General features: G+C 71.6%; 4 protein-coding genes. 2 read left to right on the forward strand and 2 right to left on the reverse strand.

The features are described 5' to 3' along the window. Together ACIY1X_RS25390 and ACIY1X_RS25395 are read right to left on the reverse strand one after the other, a co-directional pair. A partial coding sequence (locus ACIY1X_RS25390) for a hypothetical protein (RefSeq protein WP_399686185.1) occupies positions 1–411 on the reverse strand: 411 nt, incomplete at its 3' end. Next, a complete protein-coding gene (locus ACIY1X_RS25395) occupies positions 408–2,318 on the reverse strand; it encodes a glycosyltransferase (RefSeq protein WP_399686188.1) in 1,911 nt (636 codons plus the stop codon). The genes ACIY1X_RS25390 and ACIY1X_RS25395, both read right to left, overlap by 4 nt. Before the next feature lie 158 nt (positions 2,319–2,476). On the opposite strand from ACIY1X_RS25395, the gene ACIY1X_RS25400 reads away from it, so the two are divergent. Both ACIY1X_RS25400 and ACIY1X_RS25405 read left to right on the forward strand, forming a co-directional pair. Continuing rightward, complete coding sequence (locus ACIY1X_RS25400; RefSeq protein ID WP_399686191.1) at positions 2,477–3,280, forward strand: ABC transporter permease; 804 nt, start codon at positions 2,477–2,479, stop codon at positions 3,278–3,280. A gap of 34 nt (positions 3,281–3,314) precedes the next feature. Next, a partial coding sequence (locus ACIY1X_RS25405) for an ABC transporter ATP-binding protein (RefSeq protein ID WP_399686194.1) occupies positions 3,315–3,850 on the forward strand: 536 nt, incomplete at its 3' end.

Consider the following 3,850-nt stretch of genomic DNA (forward strand, 5'->3'; position numbering starts at 1 on the left):
GCAGCGCCATGCGCCGAAAGACTGCGCCGACAGCGACTGCACGGCGCGCGCCAGCGGCGCCTGGCCCGCCTGCCGGGCGTCGAGCACGACCACGAAGCGGGGGCATTCCGGCCACCGCGCCAGGTCGGCCGCCAGCGTGCGGCGGACATCGTCTGCAAGCGGCAGGTCGTAGCGCTTGATCCACTCCCGGTACTGCAGGCGGTCGGGCCGGGACGGGTCGGCCATCAGCGGCGGGCCGCCGCCCTGCGCCAGCACGCCGGCGGAACGCATCACGCCCTTGAAGCCCTTGTCGCGGAAGATCTGCACCGCGCGCCGCAGCATGCCGCCCACGCCGCCGCCCTTGCGCACCGCGGCGGGCACCAGCAGCGCCGCGCGGTACAGCCGGGCGAGCATGCCGGGAGGCGAGCTCATTCGGCGCCCTCGTGATCGGCCGCGGCGCGGCGCGCATCGAAGGCCAGCCGGCCGGGCGCCAGATGGGGGTTATGGAAAGGATCGCGCGCCAGAACGTCGCGCCAGCGGGTGGTCATGAAACGGAGCTCATCGGTGGGGTCGTCGTCCGGCCCGGCCTGCGCGGGAAGCACCTGCACGCATTCCGCGTACGGCGACCAGACGGTCCGCAGGCCGGCGGCGCCGAGGCGCAGGCACAGGTCCACGAAGGCCAGCCGGAAGGACGCGGGATTGTCTCCGAAGCCGCCGGCCTGCTCGTACGCCGCGCGCCGCAGCAGCGCGAAGCCGCCCGAGACGGCCGAGAACTGCTGGGCCAGGCTGCCGCGGTTGAAGTAGCCGCCCTCGCCCGGCCGCTCGCCGGCGAAGGCCGGCACGGCGACGCGCCCGGCATCCAGCAGCAGCGCGCCGTCGGCCACGCGGCCCTGCGCATCCAGCACCTGGCCGCCGACCACGCCCACCTCGTCCTGCAGCGCCCGGCCGGCCAGTTCGTCCAGCCAGTCGGCGTCGCACGGCGCCAGCCCGGCCCGCATCCAGCACAGCAAGGTGCCGCCGGCCGCCGCGACGGCACGCCGCAGGGCCGACGGCACGGCCTCGCCGGCATCGCGCGAGACCACGGCGAAGCCCGGCTGCGCGCACCACCCGGCCAGCGCCGAGCGCGTGCCGTCGCTGCCGTCCAGGTCCAGCAGCACGATCTCGTAGAGGGGGTAGGCGGTGCGCTGCACCAGCGCCCGCGCCGTGGCCTGCAGCCCTTCGGCCCCCTGCGCGCCCACGACGACGACCGACACCGCCGGTGGCGCCTGGAAGAAGCGCGGCTTGACCCGATAGCCATAAGGCGTGGCCAGCGCCATGTCGGTGCGGCCCAGGCGGTCGAGGTGCGCCTGCACGGCACGGCGGCCGGCTTCCTCGGCATAGGCCTTGGCACCGCCGGCCGCCTGCCCGGCGGTGCTGCCGGCATGGGCGCGCCAGTGGTACAGGATGCGGGGGATATGGCGCACCGCATCGCCGCCCAGCCGCTCCGAGACGCGCAGCACCAGATCGTGGTCCTGCGCGCCCTCGAGGCCGGGCCGGAAACCGCCCAGTTCGCGCACGAGCCGCGCGTCGTACACGCCCAGGTGCGAGACGAAGTTCTGCGAGCGCAGCAGCTCCGCATTCCAGTCCGGCTTGAAGTGGGGCGCGAAGTGGCGGCCGGACGCATCCACCTTGTCCTCGTCCGAGTAGATCAGCCGAGCCCGGGGATGCGCCTGGATCTCGCGGGCCACCCAGCGCAGGGCATGCGGCGCCAGCAGGTCGTCCTGGTCGAGCAGCGCGATCCAGTCGCCGGTGGCCAGGTCGAGCGCCGAGTTGGAGGCGGCCGAGATGTGGCCGTTGGCCGTACGCCGCACCCACCGGATGCGCGCGTCGGCCGCCGCGTACGCCGCCAGCAGCGCGGGCACCTCCGGCCGCGTCGAGGCGTCGTCGGCGATGCACAGCTGCCACTCGGCATGGCTCTGCGCGCGCACCGAGTCGATGGCCGCGCGCAGCCATCGCGGGTCGGGGTCGTACACGGGCATCACGATCGAGATGCGGGGCGCCGGCCCGCTCGCCGCCGGGTCGGGCGGCGGCTCCTCGGCCAGATGCCGCTGCAGCCAGGCGTTGTAGGCGGCCTGCGCCTCGCCGGCGGCCGCGCGCGGGCTAAGCCGGCCTGCGGCGGCCCGGCGCAGGGGCGCCGTGAGCCGCCAGCTGCTCGACTGCCGCAGCGCCTGCAGCTCCGCCGCCAGCGCCCGCACCTGGCCGGCCAGTTGCGCGGCGGTGGGCACATCCTGCGAACGCGTGGAGACCGCCGCGCGGGCGGCATCCTGGCCGGGAGGAAGAACGGGCTTGGAAGGTCTCATGCGGCTGGAAAGAAGGCGCCCTGCGCAAAGTCGGGCCCCGCGCGGGCTGGCCCGTAAAATTATCGGTTCCTCCGCCCGCCCCTCCCTTCGCGCTCCAGCCAGCGCCCGGCACATCCATGCCACCGGGAACGCATGCGCTTTCAGAAAGACAACCCGACATGAGCCAAGTGCATTCCAACCTCCACCGCAGCGCATGGAGCGACTGGTGGGAAGGAACCCGCAGGACAGACATCTGGTGGACCCTGGCCTGGTTCGACATCGTGCTGCGCTACCGCCGCTCCATGCTCGGGCCGCTGTGGCTGACGCTGAGCATGGGCGCCATGATCGGCGGCATGGGGCCGCTGTACGCCTCGCTCTTCGGCACCGAGTTGTCGAAGTTCTTCCCTCACCTGGCGCTGGGCATCATCTTCTGGGGCTTTCTCTCCGGCACCGTCACCGACTCCTGCAACTCCTTCGTCAACGCGGCGCACTACCTGCGGCAGGGGTACTTCCCCATCACCCTGTTCGTCTGGCGCACGCTGGCGCGCAACGTCATCCAGTTCGCGCACCACATCGTGCTGTACATCCCGGTGGCGCTGTGGGCCCACATCAGCCTGTCGTGGGACGCGCTGCTGGTGTTCCCCGCCTTCCTGCTGATGATCGTGAACGCACATGCGCTGGGCCTGTGGCTGGGCCTGATCTGCACCCGCTACCGCGACGTGACCCAGATCGTGACCAGCATCATGCAGATGCTGATGTTCCTCACGCCCGTCTTCTGGCTGCCCGAGAACCTGCCCGGCCGCGCGCAGTACATCCTGTGGAACCCGCTGGCGCAAATGCTCGACCTGCTGCGCACCCCGCTGATGGGCGGCGAGGCCTCGCTGCACAGCTGGCTCGGCATCCTCGGCTGGACGGTGGTGAACATCGTGGTGTGCGCCCTGCTCTTCCGCAAGTACCGCCGCCGCGTCGTCTACTGGCTGTGAACCCTCTCTTCCCCTTTCATCAGCAGCATCATCCATGAGCGCCTTCATCTCACTCAAGGACGTCAGCGTCAGCTTTCCCATCTACGGCGCGGGCGCCGCGTCGCTGAAGAAGACGCTGGCCGCCTCCGTGACGGGCGGCCGCTTCGGCAAGGAAACCGGCGTGACCGTGGTGCAGGCCCTGAGCAACCTCAACATCGAGCTCAAGGCGGGCGACCGGCTGGGCCTGGTGGGCCACAACGGCGCCGGCAAGTCCACGCTGCTGCGCACCCTGGCCGGCGTCTACGAGCCGACCGCCGGCCAGTTCCGCCGCCAGGGCAGCGTCACCAGCCTGATCGACCCGGCGCTGGGCATCGAGGCGGACGCGACGGGCATGGAGAACATCATGCTGCGCGGCCTGGTCATGGGCCTGAGCAAGCGCGAGATCGACCGCAAGACGCCGGACATCGTCGAGTTCAGCGGCCTGGGCCAGTACATCGACATGCCGGTGCGCACTTACTCCACCGGGATGATGATGCGGCTGGCGTTCTCCATCTCCACCAGCGTGAACGCAGACATTCTTCTTATGGACGA

It is taken from the genome of Xenophilus sp. (genome assembly GCF_044462705.1).
In the GTDB taxonomy this organism is placed as follows: domain Bacteria; phylum Pseudomonadota; class Gammaproteobacteria; order Burkholderiales; family Burkholderiaceae_C; genus Xenophilus; species Xenophilus azovorans.

Excerpts from the sequence above, each read along its gene's own strand:
- ACIY1X_RS25395 (WP_399686188.1), bottom strand. The coding sequence starts at position 2,318 with ATGAGACCTTCCAAGCCCGTTCTTCCTCCCGGCCAGGATGCCGCCCGC.
- ACIY1X_RS25400 (WP_399686191.1), top strand. The coding sequence starts at position 2,477 with ATGAGCCAAGTGCATTCCAACCTCCACCGCAGCGCATGGAGCGACTGG.